We start from the raw sequence: 15,692 nt of genomic DNA, 5'->3' as shown, positions 1-15,692 counted from the left end.
AGCCACAAAACGTTATGCCGCATCCGCCAGAACAAACATGCCGTACGGATGGATTTCGAGATAATACTGCTCGCCGACGTCCGGCTGTAAACGCGTAGCGTTGACCTGCAATAAGATTTCCTGCCCGTGCCATTCCACCGTGACTTCATACTGGGGGCCCATATAGGCCACGTGGCGGATCACGCAGCGCTGACTCTCTTCGCCGCGATCGCTGAGCGTGATCGCTTCCGGGCGCACGCCGACCATACCTTCGCCTTGTGTACCAAAGTGCAGCGGGCGTGGCAGGTGATAGCCATAGATATCAACGTATTGGTCACTGAAGGTGGCCGGGAACAGGTTGGCATCGCCCATAAAGCTCGCCATAAAGCGGGAGGCGGGCTGGCGATAGAGATCCTGCGGTGAACCGATCTGCATGATGTGCCCCTTGTTCATCACCAGCACGGTATCGGAAACCGCAAAGGCTTCGCTCTGATCGTGGGTAACGTACAGCGAGGTGATATCAAACTGCTTTTGCAGTTCGCGGATCTTGTCGCGCATGCTGCGACGCAGGTTGGCGTCGAGGTTACTCAACGGCTCATCAAACAGCAATACTTTCGGTTTGAGGATCAACGCGCGGGCCAGCGCTACGCGCTGTTGCTGACCGCCGGATATCTGATCGACAAAGCGGTCTTCGAAGCCTTCCAGATCCACCATCGCCAGTGCCTCTTTGACACGGGCTTTCACCTCAGCGCGGGACACGCCGAGCATCTTCAGACCGTAACCCACGTTCTCTCCCAGCGACATATGCGGGAACAGGGCATAGGACTGAAACACCATACAGATATCACGCTGCTGAATTGAGCGATGGGTGACGTCTTCGCCATCAATGAAAATCTGCCCTTCGCTCGGTTTTTCCAGCCCGGCGACCAGGCGCAAAATGGTGGTTTTACCACAACCGGATGGGCCGAGCAGCGTCACCATTTGCCCCTGCGGGATGGTGAGGTTGATATTGTCGATAACCGTGTTGCTGCCAAATCGTTTGGTGACGTTGCGCAGTTCAACGAAATTTTTCTGAGTCATAGTGCGCTCCATTACGCCTGGTTTTTGGCTTTTGAACGGGAGGTACGTGATTCACCGATCAGCCAGTCAAAGATGAAAATAATCGCCAGCATCACCACGATCAGAATGGAACCGTAGGCAATCGCCACACCGTATTCGCCATCTTCCACGCGGTTCAGGATGTAGGCCGTCGCTACACGGGTATCCGGCGTGACGAGGAACACAATGGCGCTGACGGTGGTAATGGCGCGCACAAAGCTGTAAATCAGCGCCGAAAGGATCGCCGGGCGTAGCAGCGGCAGCAGGATATGCGTAATGGTACGCAGCGAACCGGCGCGCAGGCTGAGCGAGGCTTCATCCAGTGATTTATCGATCTGGCCGAGTCCCGCGATACCCGCGCGAATGCCGACCGGGACGTTACGCATTACCATCGAGATAATGACAATCGCCGCTGTACCAGTGAGGTAAACCGGGGCGCTGTTAAAGGCCAGAATGTACGATACGCCCGCGACGGTGCCTGGAACGGCAAAGCACAGCATAGTGGTGAACTCGATGGTCTTTTTGCCCTTAAACTGCTGGCGCACGACTACCCAGGCGATCAGCAGGCCGAAGATGGCGGTGATCGGCGCGGCAATACCGGCGTAGAGCAGGGTTTCGAGCAGTGAAGGCCATGCGCCGTCGCTCATCCCCTGACCGAACAGTTTGGTAAAGTTCGCTAACGTCAGGGTGTAGTCCACGCCCCAGTTAACGGTGAAACTGCCGTAGAAAATGCTGCCGTACAACAGGGCGTTAAAGGCAATCCACACCGCCAGCAGCGCGACCACGCTCCACACCAGCGTCACCGGCAGCGGCTGCACGTCGCCCCGGTAGGATTTACCGGAAACGGTGACGTATGAGCGTTTACCAATCCACATATATTGCACGCAGAACACCAGCAGCGAGAACAGCAGCAGGAAGGCACCCAGCGTACTGGCGGCCTGGTAGTCGAGCTGCGAACCGGTGATGTAGAAGTAGATTTGCGTTGCCAGCACGTCGAAGTTTCCGCCGAGCACCAGTGGGTTACTAAAGTCGGCCAGCGATTGCACAACCACAATCAAAAAGGCGTTGGCCAGCGCGGGTTTCAGCAGTGGGACAAACACGCCGTTAAAGGTCTGCCAGCGGCTGGCACGCAGGGTGTATGACGCTTCTTCCAGCGACGGATGAATGGTTTTGATTGCTCCGTCGAGGATCATAAACGCCATCGGCGTGAAGGCCAGTACCTGCGCCAGCCAGATGCCGGTAAAACCGTACAGCCAGTTGGTGTTGGTTAAGCCAAACCATTCGACCATAAATTCGGTGATATAGCCGGAGCGCCCCATCATCAGCGTGACGCCTAAACCTACGACAAACGGCGGGGTGACGATTGGCAAAATCGAGAAGATACGTCCGATTATGGCGCTGCGTTTGGCGATCCGGGTGGTGTAGATCGCCAGCACCAGGCCAAAGAAGGTGCAGCCGACGCCGACGGCAATCGACAGCATAATTGAGTTGAGGATCACCTGAATGATGTGCGCCTGCGACAGCACATTCATAAACGCCAGCGGGGCAAATTCCCCTGCGTCGTTGGTGAACATCGGAATAAAAATAGCGATACTCGGCCAGACGATAAAAATACCGATCAAGGCGACAATCGCGGTGAGCGAGCCGATGACGAAACGGTCGCCACCCAGCCACTCCAGGCGGGTGAGCGCCAGGGTCATGATCGCGCCAAGTGCGATAAACAGCACGATGGTGGCATAGCCTAAGCCGCGCCCTTCAAGGGTCGCGCTGGTGACGATAAACGCCATACAGAAAAATGCCCAGCCCGCATCAAGATAATGGCGGCCGCGCTGTTCGCGTTTAGCTTCATGGAACGGGCGAACCAGTAGCAGGCTCGGCAGCAGATACCACAGCCAACTGATATTCAACTGTGACCAGCCGTAGGCGGCGAGTATTTCCTCGCGCGTCGACTCCAGCAGACCGTAGTCCAGGCTCCAGCCTGGCAACAGGGCAAACGCCAGCCAGCCAAGCAAAACCCAAAGAAATATCGCATCCCGTTTTTTCACGGGATGGAGTGCAAGTGTGTGTGACATAGCGGTTCCGGTATTCCAGGCCGGATGCGGTATTTACGCCGCACCCGGCAAATGATCGCCGATGTAGGTTTATTTACCCATCTTCACTTCGCTGACCCACTTATTGATCAACGCTTTACGCACGTCGGTCGAGCCGTACTTATCCATGTCGTAATTGATAAGCTTCAGATCGTCGAGTTTCAGCGAGTTAGGCGACGTCTCGGCGGTGGTGTTGGTCAGGATCTGATAGGACTTCCCTTTTTTCCAAGCCAGTTCCTGCGCATCTTTTGACAGTACCCAGTCAACGAACAGTTTGGCGTTATCGAGGTTGCGAGCGCCTTTCAGAATGCTGACGCCGCCAATCTCATAGCCAGTACCTTCGCACGGTGAAATTAGCTCCAGCGGTGCGCCCTGTTCTTTTTCCAGCGAGTAGTCGTGCAGGAAGCCAATGCCAATCGCCGTTTCGCCACGGGCGGCGTTACGCGCCGGAGCAATGCCGGATTTGGTGTATTGGGAGACGTTGGCGTTGAGCTGTTTCAGGTAGTCAAAGGCCTGATCTTCACCCCACAACTGGGCAAAAGTCGCCAGTGCGGTGTAGGCGGTACCGGAGCTTTGCGGGTCAGCAATCTGGATTTCACCTTTGTATTCCGGTTTGGTCAGATCCTTCCAGCATTTTGGCACCGGCAGGTTTTTCTCTTTCAGGCGCTGGGTATTGACGCCAAAGCCCAGAATACCGACGTAAACCGCCGAGGAGAGATTGCCTTTCACCTTCGCGGGATCGCGGAATTTCTCCATGATCTGTTCGAGATTGGGTGATTTATACGGCTGCAGCAGGCCCATTTCACCGGCCTGGGACTGCGGATCCAGCGTACCGCCGTACCAGACATCCGCCTGCGGGTTTTTCTTCTCGGCATCCACTTTCGCCAGCGTACTGCCCGAGCCGTTGCGAATGAATGAGGTTTTCACATCATATTTTTCACCGAAGGCTTTGGTTTCGGTTTCGCACATCTCGTTAGTGGCGCTGCAATACACCACCAGACGGCCCTGCGCCTGAGCTGCATTGCTAAAGGCCGCCAGCGTCAGAGCGGAAGCAATCAGGGTAGAGGTAAGCGTCAGTTTCATTGTTTTATCCTTTGACTGAGAGAAGGGGTAATGCCTGCAATGAGCAGTGGCATCAGCAATAAACCCATAAAGACAGCGGCGACCGAGAGCAAACTGAACATTCCCGACCAGCCGTAGTGTTCTATGACCAGCGACAGCGGCCAACCCGCCAGCGCGGCCCCCAGATAGGCGAACAGCCCGAGAAAACCGGTAATTGAACCTGCCGCCGCTTTGTGTCCGCACTCCACTGCCGCGAGGCCAATTAGCATCTGTGGGCCAAACACAAAAAAGCCCACCGTAAAGAAACACATTGCCAGTAGCGCGTAGTGGTGTACCGGCGCCAGCCACAGCGCGGCGACGGAGACCATCAGCCCCAGCGTGAACAGCAAAATCATCGGCGCACGCTGACCGCTGAACAGCAGATCCGATCCCCATCCGGCAAATAGCGCCCCCAGCAAACCGCCAACTTCAAACAGCATCACCGTGGCATTGGCGCTGAGCAGATTCACGCCGTGGCTTTCCGTCAGCCAGATGTTGCCCCAGTCGTTGAGCGCAATGCGGATCAAATAGACCAGCACATACGACACGCCGAGGAGCCAGATCATCGGGTTTTTCAGCATGGTTATGCGCAACATTTGCCACAGCCCCATCGGCGGGCTTTGCTGCTCCTGGCGCAGCTCCAGCGGATCATGCCGCCATTCCCCAACCGTCGGTAATCCCTCTTCCCGGGGCGTGCCTTTCAGTTGCAGGGTGAGCCAGATACCTAACGCCATGCTGATAATCCCCGGTGCCAGCATCGCTGCCTGCCAGCCCCACCAGTGGGCGGCAAAGGCGCTAATCAGTGGGATAACGGCGCCACCGATGTTGATCGACATATTCCAGCAGCCCCACCAGAATCCACGTTCGTTGCGCGAGTACCAGTGGGTCAGCAGGCGAGCGCAGGGCGGCCAGCCCCAGCCCTGAAAAAATCCGTTCAGCGTCCAGACCACCAGCAGCAGCGTCAGCGATTCACCAAACGCGAACACCACGTTCAGGATGCCGGTAGCGAACAGGCCAATGCCCATAAATGCGCGCTGCCCGTGGCTGTCGTGCCAGAGTCCCGCGGTAAACTTCGACAAACCATAGGTCAGGTAAAACAGCGATCCCAACAGACCGATATCACTTTTATCCAGTCCCAGATCCATTTGCAGTGCCGGGAGCACGTAGTTAACGCTTTTGCGCGTCAGATAAAACGCGGCGTAACCAATTACCATACACATCAGCAATCGGGGGCGTAGCGCCCGGTATTGTTGATCTGTTTCGCTGGCTGAGCGTGTATGCATGGCAGTCTCCGTTTGTGCTGACTATAGGAAAGTGAAAGCAAAAGGGGATGAGAGAAAGTCCAGAGTGGCTAAGACTTTTTCCTGGTTAGTGGCTGATTTGTTGCAAATTTGTGGGCAGGTTAACAATTACCCGCGTGCCGCTGTTCGATTCGAGCGTCAGTTCACCGCCAAGAGCGCTGACTCGCTCACGCATTCCCTGGATACCGAAACCGGGAATTTTTTCCGGCAGAATACCCACGCCGTTGTCAGCGACGTCCAGAAACAAGCTATGTTCCTGCTGACGCAGCGTAATCGATACTTCGCTGGCGTCGGCATGTTTACAGACGTTATTGAGTAGCTCCTGCAACAGGCGATACAGCGTGAAGCGCACCGTTTCGTTTTCTGGCGTATTCTCTAGCTGATAATCAAAGCGACAGCGAATACCCCGTTCAGCAAAAGCAAATTCATTCACCAGATGATGTAGTGCATCTTTAAAAGACAGTTCATCGAGCGCGGGTGGGCGCAGCTGGCGCAGCAGCTGGCGGGTGGAGTGGTGAATACGCCGGGCCAGGTCGTTGATCTGATTTGCCGCCTCAAGCGTTTGCTCGCGACCCGGTGTGCGTTTGACCAGTTGTGATTGAATTTGAATGGCGGTGATGTTCTGACCAATTTCGTCGTGCAGTTCCCGCGCCAGGCTTTTGCGCGTGTTTTCTTCGGTGCGGATCAGCTGTTCGGTCAGCGCGCGACGCGCCGCCAGTTCGCTTTCCAGACGCTGGCGATAATGGTGCAGGTTTTGCGCCAGATGCTGCTGGCGGCTGATGGCGATCCCCAGCCCTATACCCAGCAGCGCCTGGGTGGCGAGGAAAATCTCCAGCTCCAGTAAATTACTGAACCCGACGCCGATTTGCCGGGCGATGGTGATCATCATACTGCCGAGCAATCCGGACAACACGCCGCCCTGCCAGCCAAATTTCCACGCCATCACCACGTTCGGTAAGAACACCACGATCAGCAACAGGCGCTCGATCTCCGGCGACAACACCATCTGGGTGCCGATGCCAATAATAAAAAACAGGCTGCACCAGATGATAAGCGAGGTGCGCAGCGGGGGATTGCTGGTATCCAGCCCGAGCAAATGGTAGCGGTGCTGCTGGCGCAGAAATTCATAGATCAGATAGACAAACGGCGTCAGCAGCACGCCGCCGGTAAACGACGCCAGGCCAATTAACGTTGCCGGGCTTTGAATAAAAGGTGAAAGCAGGGCGGTATTGAGCAATGAGGTGAGCGTCACCGCGGCCAGCAGCAGCGTTAAGCGCTGCCAGTAAAGGGGGAAGCGGTGCCAGTATGACTGGCCGATGCTCGCCGGAATCAGGCTAATTAACGGCGCAGCCAGCAGGATATAGCCATTCAATAATTGCTCGCTGTGCAGCCAGAACAACATCAGCACCGGCGGCAATACCAGCGCGGGCCAGTAGCGGCGAGACAGCAGGATCAATAGCGCGAGATACACGCCGTGCGGCAGAAATAATGCCGCCTGCTGACCATTGTGGGTCAGGTAAAAACCTAACGTCCACAGCATTAGCCAGCCCGAACCCCAGGCCAGCAGAATAAACAGAGAGATAACCCAGTGGCGAGCAGAGCGAGACATTAATGCCCCGTCAGTAACTGGTGGTCGAGGGCAAAATGCACCAGATCGATGGTGCTGTGGCATTGCAGCTTGCCCAGTACATTCGCGCGATGAACGTGCACCGTCTTGTGGCTGAGGTCGAGCTTGAAGGCGATCTCTTTTACGCTGTCGCCTTTGACCAACAGCTCAAACACTTCGCGCTCGCGTGGGGTCAGTACTTCCAGTACCTGTGCGGGCTGTTCGCCGCCGCGTAGCGCCCGCAGCGCATCGGCGCACAGGTAATGCCCGCCCATACCGACCGATCGTACTGCCTGCACCAGTTCCTCTGGTCCGCAGCGTTTGGTCAGGTAGCCACTGGCCCCGGCATCCAGCGCGCTTTGTACAAACGTCGGCGCGTCATAAATACTGAGAATAATGGCGCGAAAGCCGGGTTTTTGCGCCCGCAGCCGTTTTAGCAGACTCAGACCATTTTCATCCGGCATGGCGATATCCATGACCGTAACATTGACGTCCTCGCGCAGTAATGCCGGCCAGGCCTCTGCCGCGCTGCTGTACTGGCCGATAACGGCGAGATCCTCTTCGAGACCGAGTAATTGCGCAAAGCCGGAACGCACCACCACATGGTCATCTACCAGCACAACATGAATCATGATATTGCTCTTTTGCCTGACAAGAATATCTATGATGCCTGCCAGCGCCACGCTGGCAATCATCCAGACGCAGTTATGTAACGAATGTAACAAAATCGCAATAATTTGCCGGGTGTTGTAGGCCGGATAAGGCGCTTGCGCCGCCATCCGGCAACAGTGCCTGATGGCGCTGCGCTTATCAGGCCTACGAATTCCATCTGTAATGAGCAAAATCGCTAACCATTGCCGCTTTTTTTCTAAAAACGCTTTGTTCTTAGCCAGAATTTTTAATTCCTTTATCAAATTGTGCCGCAACGAAATACTGCCTCCATAACAAGACAGGGGAGCAGACAATCATGGCTATTTCATCGCGTAACGCACTTCTCGGTGCACTGGCATTCATCGCATTTCAGGCGCAGGCGGTGAACGTCACCGTCGCCTATCAGACCTCCGCTGAACCCGCCAAAGTGGCGCAGGCGGATAACACCTTTGCTAAAGAGAGCGGAGCCACCGTTGACTGGCGCAAATTCGACAGCGGCGCGAGCATCGTCCGGGCGCTGGCTTCCGGCGACGTGCAGATCGGTAATCTTGGCTCCAGCCCGCTGGCGGTCGCCGCCAGTCAGCAAGTACCCATTGAAGTTTTTCTGCTGGCGTCAAAGCTTGGTAACTCAGAGGCACTAGTGGTGAAGAAAAACATCAGTAAACCGCAAGATTTGATTGGCAAACGCATTGCGGTGCCGTTTATCTCCACCACCCATTACAGCCTGCTGGCGGCGCTAAAACACTGGGGCATCAAGCCCGGTCAGGTGGAGATTGTGAACCTGCAGCCGCCGGCGATCATTGCTGCCTGGCAGCGCGGGGATATTGACGGCGCGTACGTCTGGGCTCCTGCGGTCAATGCACTGGAAAAAGACGGCAAGGTGTTAACCGACTCATCGCAGGTTGGCGAGTGGGGCGCACCGACGCTGGACGTGTGGGTGGTACGCAAAGATTTTGCCGAGAAGCATCCTGAGGTGGTGAAAGCCTTTGCCAAAAGCGCTATCGATACGCAGCAACCTTATATCGCTAATCCCGATGAGTGGCTGAAGCAGCCGGAGAATATCAGCAAATTGTCGCGTTTAAGCGGCGTGCCGGAAGCGGATGTGCCGGGACTGGTGAAAGGTAACACTTACCTGACGCCGCAACAGCAGACTGCCGAACTGACCGGATCGGTGAACAAAGCCATTATCGACACCGCGCAGTTCCTCAAAGCGCAGGGCAAAGTCCCCGCTGTCGCGACGGATTACAGCCAGTACGTTACCGATCGCTTCGTGCAATAAAAGGAGGCGCTGATGCTGCAAATCTCTCACCTCGCAGCCAGCTACGGTGGAAAACCGGTGCTGGATGATATCAACCTGACGCTTGATAGCGGCGAACTGCTGGTGGTACTCGGACCTTCCGGCTGCGGCAAAACCACGCTGCTAAATCTGATTGCCGGGTTTGTGCCGTATCAGCACGGCAGCATTACGCTGTCAGGTAAGAAGGTGGAAGGTCCGGGCGCGGAACGCGGGGTGGTATTCCAGAACGAAGGTCTGCTGCCCTGGCGTAACGTGCAGGATAATGTGGCCTTTGGTCTGCAACTGGCAGGGGTAGAGAAAGTGCAGCGTCAGCGTATCGCCCAGGAGATGTTGCAGAAAGTAGGGTTGGACGGTGCAGGAAAACGTTTTATCTGGCAGCTTTCTGGCGGCCAGCGCCAGCGTGTTGGTATTGCCCGGGCGCTGGCGGCCAATCCACAGCTCCTGCTGCTCGATGAACCGTTTGGTGCGCTCGACGCGTTTACCCGCGAGCAGATGCAAACTCTGCTGCTGAAGTTGTGGCATGAGACGGGTAAACAGGTGCTGTTGATTACGCACGATATTGAAGAAGCGGTGTTTATGGCGACAGAGCTGGTATTGCTGTCGCCAGGCCCGGGCCGGGTACTGGAGCGTCTGCCGCTGAATTTCGCCCGGCGCTTTGTGGCTGGAGAGTCGAGTCGCAGCATTAAGTCCGATCCGCAGTTTATCGCCATGCGCGAATACGTGCTAAGTCGCGTCTTTGCGCAACGGGAGGCATTTTCATGAGCGTGGTGATTAATGATAAACCGCGACAGCGCACGCTGAACTGGCGCTGGCCGTTTTCACGTCAGATAACGTTAAGCCTTGGTACGCTGGCCGTCATTCTGGCGGTGTGGTGGACGGTGGCAGCGCTGCAATTAATCAGCCCGCTGTTTTTGCCGCCGCCAGGGCAGGTTTTGCAAAAACTGCTCGTTATTGCCGGGCCACAGGGATTTATGGATGCCACGTTATGGCAGCATCTGGCAGCGAGCCTGGCGCGAATTGTCATTGCCCTGCTGGCGGCGGTGCTGCTGGGCGTTCCGGTTGGGATCGCGATGGGGCTGAGTCCGACGATGCGCGGTATTCTCGATCCGATCATTGAATTATACCGTCCGGTTCCGCCACTGGCCTATTTACCGCTGATGGTGATCTGGTTTGGTATTGGTGAAACCTCCAAGATCTTGTTGATCTACCTGGCGATTTTCGCGCCTGTTGCGATGTCGGCGCTGGCCGGTGTCCGCAGCGCGCAGCAGGTAAGAGTACGCGCCGCACAATCACTAGGGGCCAGCCGTGCGCAGGTGTTGTGGTTTGTTATTTTACCCGGTGCATTGCCGGAAATACTCACCGGGCTGCGCATCGGGCTGGGTGTCGGCTGGTCAACGCTGGTGGCCGCAGAGCTGGTTGCCGCCACGCGAGGTTTGGGTTTTATGGTCCAGTCCGCCGGTGAATTTCTGGCAACGGATGTGGTGCTGGCGGGGATCGCAGTGATTGCCGTTATCGCGTTTATTTTAGAACTGGGTCTGCGCGCGCTTCAGCGCCGTCTGACGCCCTGGCATGGAGAAGTACAATGAGTGAACGTCTGAGCATTACCCCGCTGGGGCCGTATATTGGCGCACAAATCACCGGTGCGGATTTGGCGCGCCCGCTGAGCGATAACCAGTTTGAGCAGCTTTATCACGCCGTACTGCGTCACCAGGTGGTGTTTCTGCGTGAGCAGGTGATTACGCCGCAACAACAGCGGGCGCTGGCGCTGCGTTTTGGCGATCTGCATATTCACCCGGTCTATCCGCATGCCGAAGGAGTAGAAGAAATTATCGTGCTGGATACCCATAACGATAATCCGCCGGATAACGACAATTGGCACACCGATGTCACCTTTATTGACACGCCGCCTGCCGGGGCGATTTTAGCGGCGAAAGAGCTGCCATCAACCGGGGGCGACACCCTGTGGACCAGCGGGATTGCCGCTTTTGAAGCGCTCTCTGAACCGTTTCGTCAGTTGCTGAGCGGCCTGCGGGCAGAGCATGATTTCCGCAAATCGTTCCAGGAGTACAAATACCGTAAGACGGAAGAAGAGCACCAGCGCTGGCTGGACGCGGTGGCCAAACATCCCCCGTTACTGCATCCGGTGGTGCGCACGCATCCGGTAAGCGGTAAACAGGCGCTGTTTGTGAACGAGGGATTTACCACGCGGATTGTGGATGTCACGGAGAAAGAGAGCGAAGCGCTACTCGGGTTCCTGTTTGCGCATGTCACTAAACCAGAGTTTCAGGTGCGCTGGCGCTGGCAGCCTGACGATGTGGCGATTTGGGATAACCGCGTGACGCAACATTACGCCAATGCGGATTATCTGCCGCAGCGGCGCATTATGCATCGGGCCACGATTTTAGGGGATAAGCCGTTCTATCGTGCGTCGTGAGTTCCTGACCGGTGCCGATTGTGGGCCGGATAAGCGTAGCGCCATCCGGCACCGTGCCGGATGGCGGCGTAAACGCCTTATCCGGTCTACAAACCTAAATGCGGTCCGATATACCGCTGGTAGCGATTTGCCTTCAGATACGTTAAATCCACCAGTACCAGACCATCCACGCAGTTGTTAAAGTCCGGGTCGCTGCCAAAGTCGATAAACTGTACGCCACCTGGCTCACACACTTCGGAATATTGCTTGTAGAGTGGTGGAATACCACAACCAAGGTTGCCGAGCAGCGACTTCAGCCGCGTCAGGTCTTCACTGTAATTTTCCCCGCCAAACTGCGCCAGTGCGTCGGGTAACGAGGCCGGGTACGGTCGGCGTGACTCCGCCAGCGGATGTGTTGCCGGAAACCACAGGCGATAAAAGGCAACCAGCAAATCGCGGGCCGAAGGCGGTAGCCCACCAGAAATAGAAACCGGGCCAAACAGGTAGCGATAGTGTGGATGGCGCGCCAGATACGCGCCGATACCGGACCACAGATAGTCCAGGCCGCGGCGTCCCCAGTAGCGTGGCTGAATAAAGCTGCGCCCCAGCTCAATGCCGTGCTGGAGGATATCGTCCATCCGTTCGTCGTAATGAAACAGGCTATAGCTGTAAATGCCGTCCAGCCCGCGCTTTTCCATCTGTAGGGCGGTCGGCATAAAGCGGTAGGCACCGACGATCTCCAAATCGTCTTCATCCCACAGGATCAGATGCAGGTAGTCATCGTCGTAACTGTCGATGTCGCGGCGCTTACCGCTACCTTCGCCTACCGCGCGGAAGGCGATTTCCCGCAGACGGCCCAGCTCACGTAGCAACGGAACCTCTTCCTGACTATTACGCTGCCATAGATAGATAACCTTACCGTCTGCTGTACGCCCCAGGCACTCGGCCTGGTGTAGCTCGCGCTTGAGCAGGGCACGGGGTTCCGGGCGAGCGATCGCGCTTTCGGTTTTAAAGACGCCCGGCCGTCCTTTTCCCAGTAGCTGAACGTGTCGGTAGCACTTGTCTGTCATTTCTCGCGGCGTAGTTTGTGGGTTGCACCATGTCGTCCACGCAATTTGCTCGCCAATGGTCACCGGCAGGTTGCTGTTCCGGCGGCGAAACATCTGCTGCATTAACAACAGCATCGGCAGGTTTTGCGATACCAGTGCGCTGGCATAAAACAGCGTACTGTTGCGTGCCTCAATCCACGCAGGTAAGAGCGGTGCACGGTATTTGGCGGCGAGCTTAATAAAGCCGGAGTGCCATTTTTTATCGTGAATGCCGCGCCGGGTTATGCGCGAAACTTCACCGGCCGGGAAGAAGATCAGCACACCGCCGTTTTGCAACTGTCGATCCATCAGCTGTAGCGCTGCTTTAGCGGTGCGGCCATTGATATTATCCACCGGAATAAACAGCGAACTGAGCGGTTCGAGATGAGTGAGCATGCGGTTGGTGACGACTTTAACATCGCGGCGAACGCGAGAAACGGCGTACAGCAGGGCCAGGCCGTCGAGTGTGCCGGTAGGGTGGTTGGCGATGATAACCAGCGGCCCTTGTTCGGGAATTTGTTCCAGACTACGGACCGGAATTTGACAGTGAATGTTGAGATGCTCCAGCACCTGTTCGACGGTATCTAACCCTTTCAGATGGCGGTGACGAGCGGCAAACTGTTGGAATTCCTCTTCATGTAACAGTTTTCTCAGCACTTTTTTTTGCCACGGGGCGGGCCTCGCCTCTGGCCACAGGTCGTCGATGACATTGTCGAGACTAAACATAGCGGCTCCTCCTCTGTCCTTTTGTGACAGTAGAAGGGCGATGTGTCGGTTAGATGGCGGTTTGGTGACGTTTTATGATAAAACGCCCCGCAGTGCGGGGCGTTGAAAGGAATTAACGCAGGATTTTTTTCTCAGCCAGATCGAGTGCGAAGTAGCTGAAAATCAGATCCGCGCCAGCGCGCTTGATCGAGCCTAAGCTTTCCAGCACCACTTTCTCTTCATCTATAGCACCCGCCATCGCCGCGAATTTGATCATCGCGTATTCACCGCTGACTTGATAAGCGCCAATCGGCAGCTCGGTGCGCTCGCGGATATCGCGCAGAATATCGAGGTATGCGCCAGCCGGTTTGACCATCAGGCAGTCTGCGCCCTGGGCTTCATCCAGCAGCGATTCGCGGATCGCTTCCCGACGGTTCATCGGGTTCATCTGATAGGTTTTACGATCGCCTTTCAGCGCGGTGCCTGCGGCTTCACGGAACGGGCCGTAGAAAGAAGAAGCAAATTTGGTGGAGTATGACATGATCGCCGTATCGGTGAAGCCCGCGGCGTCCAGCGCCTGGCGAATCGCCTGCACCTGGCCGTCCATCGCGGCGGAAGGCGCGATGAAGTCAGCACCCGCTGCGGCAGCAACCACCGCCTGCTTGCCAAGATTGGCCAGGGTTAAATCGTTATCCACGCCGTGCTCGCATAATACGCCGCAGTGACCGTGCGAGGTGTATTCACAGAAGCAGGTATCGGACATGACAATCATTTCCGGCACGGTCTGCTTACAGATACGCGACATGCGCGCCACCAGACCGTCTTCTTTCCATGCATCGCTGCCGGTGTCATCGGTGTGGTGGGAAATACCGAAGGTCATGACTGAGCGGATGCCTGCATTAGCAATGCGTTCAATTTCGCGTGCCAGATGCTTCTCTGGAATGCGCATCACGCCTGGCATGGCCTCGATGGCTTTGTAATCGTCGAGTTCTTCTTCAACAAAGATCGGCAACACCAGGTCATTTAAGCTCAGTGTTGTCTCTTCAAACATAGCGCGCAGCGCAGGTGATTTGCGCAGGCGGCGAGGGCGTTGGATTAGGTCTGTCATGGTATGCCTGATGTTTGTGAAATCGAAGGCCGTAGTATACCCGAACCTGAGGGCGGGTGGTTTACGAAAGTTGGCTTTATATTTGGATTTCCCGTGGCGAAAGGCTGAATCATTAGAGCAATTTATTTATATTCATTATTTTGTTTTTTTTGTTTTTATTATTTTAAATGTTGATGGATTTATTTGTTTATCACGTAACATAACTCTAGCTTATTTATTTTTTATTTGTTTGAGTATTGGGTGGATTATTTGATAATTATATGCGTTAGATGTTGTGTGTTTTATATCTTGTTGAAAATATTTGTATTTTTGTTTTATTGTTAAGACCTGGTTAATTCATGATGTTGTCCGATTTCGGACAGTGAGCAAAGAATAATTGAACCTTTCCGTTGTGAAACAGCATAATCGGCCCTGCGAAACATAAAATGTTTTCTTTGCATTGATAATTGATGGATCAACTATATTACGTCCCTGAGGAGGGATGACAAATGCACATCTGGAAAAAGAAACTTGTAGTCTCACAATTAGCATTAGCCTGCACTTTGGCAATCACTTCTCAGGCGAATGCTTCAACCGATATTTCTGGAACCACGTACACAACGTTCACCCATTATAATGACGCATCTTATGCAGATGGTGTTTACTACGATGGGTATGTCGGTTGGAACAATTACGAAGCTGATAGTATTTATAACGGTGATATTTATCCAGTAATCAATAACGCTACTGTTAACGGCGTTATTTCTACTTATTATCTGGATGATGGACTATCTACTAAGGAAGGTGCGAATAAGCAGGTCATTTCTTCCCAAGCTGACTCGCTGATTAAAATTTCGCGGATCTGGGCCGATTTTTTTCCCGCAAACACATCGAATCAGCCTATTTAGGCTATTTTTTCCACCATTTCTGGCGTTATTTCCGGTTTTTACTGAGATCTCTCCCACTGACGTATCATTTGGTCCACCCGAAACAGGTTGGCCAGGGTGAATAACATCGCCAGTTGGTTATCGTTTTTCAGCAGCCCCTTGTATCTGGCTTTCACGAAGCCGAACTGCCGCTTGATGATGCGAAACGGGTGCTCCACCCTGGCACGGATGCTGGCTTTCATGTATTCGATGTTGATGGCCGTTTTGTTCTTGCGCGGATGCTGCTTCAAGGTTTTTACCCTGCCGGGACGCTCGGCGATCAGCCAGTCCACATCCACCTCGGCCAGCTCCTCGCGCTGTGGCGCTCCTTGGTAGCCGGCATCGGCTGA

At 55.1% G+C, this 15,692-nt stretch carries 13 protein-coding genes and 1 pseudogene; 5 read left to right on the top strand and 9 right to left on the bottom strand.

All coding sequences use genetic code 11. From position 1 onward, the window contains the following. Nucleotides 1-12: 12 nt before the first annotated feature. The 6 genes from fbpC to OGY19_RS04115 all read right to left on the bottom strand — a co-directional run bounded on the left by fbpC (nt 13) and on the right by OGY19_RS04115 (nt 7,807). Nucleotides 13-1,059, bottom strand: a complete 1,047-nt coding sequence (gene fbpC / locus OGY19_RS04140; protein WP_115600876.1) for a ferric ABC transporter ATP-binding protein — start codon at nt 1,057-1,059, stop codon at nt 13-15. A gap of 11 nt (nt 1,060-1,070) precedes the next feature. Then, nucleotides 1,071-3,149 carry an ABC transporter permease gene (locus tag OGY19_RS04135; protein WP_286596237.1) on the bottom strand — a complete coding sequence of 693 codons (2,079 nt, stop codon included), beginning with the start codon at nt 3,147-3,149 and terminating at the stop codon, nt 1,071-1,073. A 69-nt stretch (nt 3,150-3,218) separates the two neighbouring features. After that, a complete protein-coding gene (locus tag OGY19_RS04130; protein WP_003021397.1) occupies nt 3,219-4,250 on the bottom strand; it encodes an ABC transporter substrate-binding protein in 1,032 nt (343 codons plus the stop codon). Continuing rightward, the gene (gene uhpC / locus OGY19_RS04125; protein ID WP_115600875.1) at nt 4,247-5,551 is read right to left on the bottom strand and encodes an MFS transporter family glucose-6-phosphate receptor UhpC; all 1,305 of its coding nucleotides are present in this window, start codon (nt 5,549-5,551) and stop codon (nt 4,247-4,249) included. The genes OGY19_RS04130 and uhpC overlap by 4 nt, the downstream gene beginning before the upstream one ends. 85 nt (nt 5,552-5,636) lie before the next feature. Continuing rightward, nucleotides 5,637-7,178 (bottom strand): MASE1 domain-containing sensor histidine kinase, encoded by a 1,542-nt coding sequence (locus OGY19_RS04120; RefSeq protein ID WP_115600874.1) that lies wholly within the window; start codon nt 7,176-7,178, stop codon nt 5,637-5,639. After that, entirely contained in the window at nt 7,178-7,807 is a 630-nt protein-coding gene (locus OGY19_RS04115) for a response regulator transcription factor (protein ID WP_115602356.1), read from the bottom strand. The genes OGY19_RS04120 and OGY19_RS04115 overlap by 1 nt, the downstream gene beginning before the upstream one ends. 335 nt (nt 7,808-8,142) lie before the next feature. Here OGY19_RS04115 and tauA point away from each other — a divergent pair, with 335 nt between their 5' ends. Genes tauA through tauD form a run of 4 tightly spaced genes read left to right on the top strand, consistent with a single transcriptional unit; the run spans nt 8,143 to nt 11,557 of the window. Then, complete coding sequence (tauA, locus tag OGY19_RS04110) at nt 8,143-9,105, top strand: taurine ABC transporter substrate-binding protein (RefSeq protein WP_286596236.1); 963 nt, start codon at nt 8,143-8,145, stop codon at nt 9,103-9,105. Nucleotides 9,106-9,117: 12 nt separating this feature from the next. After that, nucleotides 9,118-9,885 (top strand): taurine ABC transporter ATP-binding subunit, encoded by a 768-nt coding sequence (tauB, locus tag OGY19_RS04105; RefSeq protein ID WP_115600872.1) that lies wholly within the window; start codon nt 9,118-9,120, stop codon nt 9,883-9,885. Continuing rightward, complete coding sequence (gene tauC, locus OGY19_RS04100) at nt 9,882-10,709, top strand: taurine ABC transporter permease TauC (RefSeq protein WP_115600871.1); 828 nt, start codon at nt 9,882-9,884, stop codon at nt 10,707-10,709. The genes tauB and tauC overlap by 4 nt, the downstream gene beginning before the upstream one ends. Next, nucleotides 10,706-11,557, top strand: a complete 852-nt coding sequence (gene tauD / locus OGY19_RS04095) for a taurine dioxygenase (RefSeq protein ID WP_115600870.1) — start codon at nt 10,706-10,708, stop codon at nt 11,555-11,557. Before tauC ends, tauD begins: the two co-directional genes overlap by 4 nt. Before the next feature lie 86 nt (nt 11,558-11,643). Here tauD and olsF read toward each other — a convergent pair whose 3' ends face one another. Then, a complete protein-coding gene (olsF, locus tag OGY19_RS04090; RefSeq protein WP_115600869.1) occupies nt 11,644-13,350 on the bottom strand; it encodes a bifunctional ornithine lipid synthase OlsF in 1,707 nt (568 codons plus the stop codon). A gap of 112 nt (nt 13,351-13,462) precedes the next feature. Then, nucleotides 13,463-14,437, bottom strand: coding sequence for a porphobilinogen synthase (hemB, locus tag OGY19_RS04085; RefSeq protein ID WP_045440399.1), 975 nt, complete (start codon nt 14,435-14,437; stop codon nt 13,463-13,465). Between the two features lie 488 nt (nt 14,438-14,925). On the opposite strand from hemB, the pseudogene OGY19_RS04080 reads away from it, so the two are divergent. Next, nucleotides 14,926-15,246, top strand: a pseudogene (locus OGY19_RS04080) (autotransporter YaiT-related protein); the annotation flags it as partial. A gap of 116 nt (nt 15,247-15,362) precedes the next feature. Here OGY19_RS04080 and OGY19_RS04075 read toward each other — a convergent pair. Beyond that, nucleotides 15,363-15,692 (bottom strand): transposase (locus tag OGY19_RS04075; RefSeq protein ID WP_202096121.1); only part of this gene is annotated, 330 nt, incomplete at its 5' end.

The sequence above is a fragment of the Citrobacter sp. Cy070 genome (assembly GCF_030332245.1).
Lineage (GTDB): Bacteria > Pseudomonadota > Gammaproteobacteria > Enterobacterales > Enterobacteriaceae > Citrobacter > Citrobacter youngae.
This window is presented reverse-complemented; position numbering and strand designations above follow the sequence as displayed.

Coding starts and splice junctions, on each gene's coding strand:
- OGY19_RS04135 (WP_286596237.1), bottom strand. CDS start 3,149: ATGTCACACACACTTGCACTCCATCCCGTGAAAAAACGGGATGCGATA.
- tauA (WP_286596236.1), top strand. CDS start 8,143: ATGGCTATTTCATCGCGTAACGCACTTCTCGGTGCACTGGCATTCATC.
- OGY19_RS04115 (WP_115602356.1), bottom strand. CDS start 7,807: ATGATTCATGTTGTGCTGGTAGATGACCATGTGGTGGTGCGTTCCGGC.
- tauD (WP_115600870.1), top strand. CDS start 10,706: ATGAGTGAACGTCTGAGCATTACCCCGCTGGGGCCGTATATTGGCGCA.
- hemB (WP_045440399.1), bottom strand. CDS start 14,437: ATGACAGACCTAATCCAACGCCCTCGCCGCCTGCGCAAATCACCTGCG.
- olsF (WP_115600869.1), bottom strand. CDS start 13,350: ATGTTTAGTCTCGACAATGTCATCGACGACCTGTGGCCAGAGGCGAGG.
- uhpC (WP_115600875.1), bottom strand. CDS start 5,551: ATGCATACACGCTCAGCCAGCGAAACAGATCAACAATACCGGGCGCTA.
- OGY19_RS04130 (WP_003021397.1), bottom strand. CDS start 4,250: ATGAAACTGACGCTTACCTCTACCCTGATTGCTTCCGCTCTGACGCTG.
- fbpC (WP_115600876.1), bottom strand. CDS start 1,059: ATGACTCAGAAAAATTTCGTTGAACTGCGCAACGTCACCAAACGATTT.
- tauB (WP_115600872.1), top strand. CDS start 9,118: ATGCTGCAAATCTCTCACCTCGCAGCCAGCTACGGTGGAAAACCGGTG.
- tauC (WP_115600871.1), top strand. CDS start 9,882: ATGAGCGTGGTGATTAATGATAAACCGCGACAGCGCACGCTGAACTGG.
- OGY19_RS04120 (WP_115600874.1), bottom strand. CDS start 7,178: ATGTCTCGCTCTGCTCGCCACTGGGTTATCTCTCTGTTTATTCTGCTG.